The sequence below is a fragment of the Moorena sp. SIO3I6 genome (assembly GCF_010672095.1).
Genome location: NZ_JAAHHU010001298.1, coordinates 1 through 1,447, shown reverse-complemented (window position 1 = coordinate 1,447; position 1,447 = coordinate 1). Strand labels below are relative to the sequence as shown.

Genomic DNA, 1,447 nt, shown 5'->3' with positions numbered 1-1,447 from the left:
CCCAGAAGTTGATAAACCCGGATCGACTCAGGTCCATCAGCCAAAGCGGTTTCCAGCAGGTCAATGGCTTCAGGATTTAAGTCATTGCTGCGGTACAAATGAGCCAAAGCGAGTCCTTCTGCTGGCTTACTCAACTGCTTTTGCTTAATTTCCTCTGCTGCTGCCGATACCTCTTGGGCTTTTTCCTGATCGAGGATGGTAAAGCCGAACACTCCCTCGTCCTTAGAACTTTTGCCTTGGTCAGTCTTGACAATCAACCAATAACGAGCCCCTGGTTTTAGCAATTGCTTTCCTGAGTAAACTATCTCCGTTGCACTAGTTTGCTGGTTCCACTCCACCCCTGGACCTATCACCCTCACCAGGTAATTGCTCACGCCCTTAACCTGATGCCAGCGCAACAGCGGTTGCTGATTAAGCACAGAACTATTCCGAGGTCTAAGAATATAAGGAATGTCTGGATTATTGGCTGCTCTTTCAGGCACTGTATCCTGGTCGGATGGAGATAGCTTTGCTTTTGAGGTAGGAGGACAGCCTTCAGAGACGATATAGTCTCTGCCATCTTCCGGTTCCCACTCTGTTAAGTTCTGGCACAGTACTTTAGCAAAGGTATTGCTGCCCAGTAAGAGGTGATCCTTAGCCCCCAGTGACGCACCAATAAACGCTGGCTGATAATCCTGCCAACTGGAACGCTTAAGTTTCACCTGACCTTGAGGACGAAGGGCCACAACTAGATTTAAACCATTTCCAATCGGACGAGCTGGTCTAGCTAAGCTGACTACCAAGCTCAGCCCCAAGACCAAGCCAATCAAGAGTTTCCATTTTTTCCATTGCATTAGAGTTTACCTGCCTTCTTTAACGCTTTGTAAGCTAAAACTAACCATTTTGCTTGATCAGGATTAACAATTGAACCTAGCTGAGAACACTTTTGCCATTGTTCAAGGGCTTCGCCATTGCGGGTTTGCTGTTCATAGACCTGAGCCAACAAACAGTGGGCTGAAGCGCGAGTTGTGATTTGCTCCATTCCCTCTGGTGTAGTGGCTAAAGCGATCGCTCCCCTTAGAAAGCTCTCCGCTCGCTCTAGTTCCTGCTGTTGTAACAATGCCCAACCGAAATTTTTCATCAAGTTGTATCTGATTCTCACCTGCTCCTCTGGAATCTCCTGTAAACTCTTCCACAGCAGAGGCGTAGCCAATTCTGGTTTATTCTGCAATATCCACAAGCGAGCCAAATTGTTCTTGGCCTTAATCAAATTCCCCTTAACAGCAAATTGATATTGACTCTTGGCTTTATCCAACTCTTGCAGGTCTTCGTAGAGGGACCCTAAATTATAGTGAGCCTTGGCATTATCTGGATCGAGAGCCAAAGCCTGAAGATAGTCCCCTTCAGCACCAGCCAATTGCCCCTGATTATATTTCTTAACTCCCTGGCGATTGTACCAATCGAAAAA

The 1,447-nt window shown here is 46.9% G+C and carries 2 protein-coding genes; both read right to left on the bottom strand.

All coding sequences use genetic code 11. The features are described from left to right. Positions 1-833, bottom strand: an 833-nt coding sequence (locus F6K49_RS48765) for a hypothetical protein (protein WP_293109911.1), incomplete at its 3' end; no start/stop codon positions are given. Beyond that, a partial coding sequence (locus F6K49_RS48760) for a tetratricopeptide repeat protein (protein WP_293109909.1) occupies positions 833-1,447 on the bottom strand: 615 nt, incomplete at its 5' end. The genes F6K49_RS48765 and F6K49_RS48760, both read right to left, overlap by 1 nt.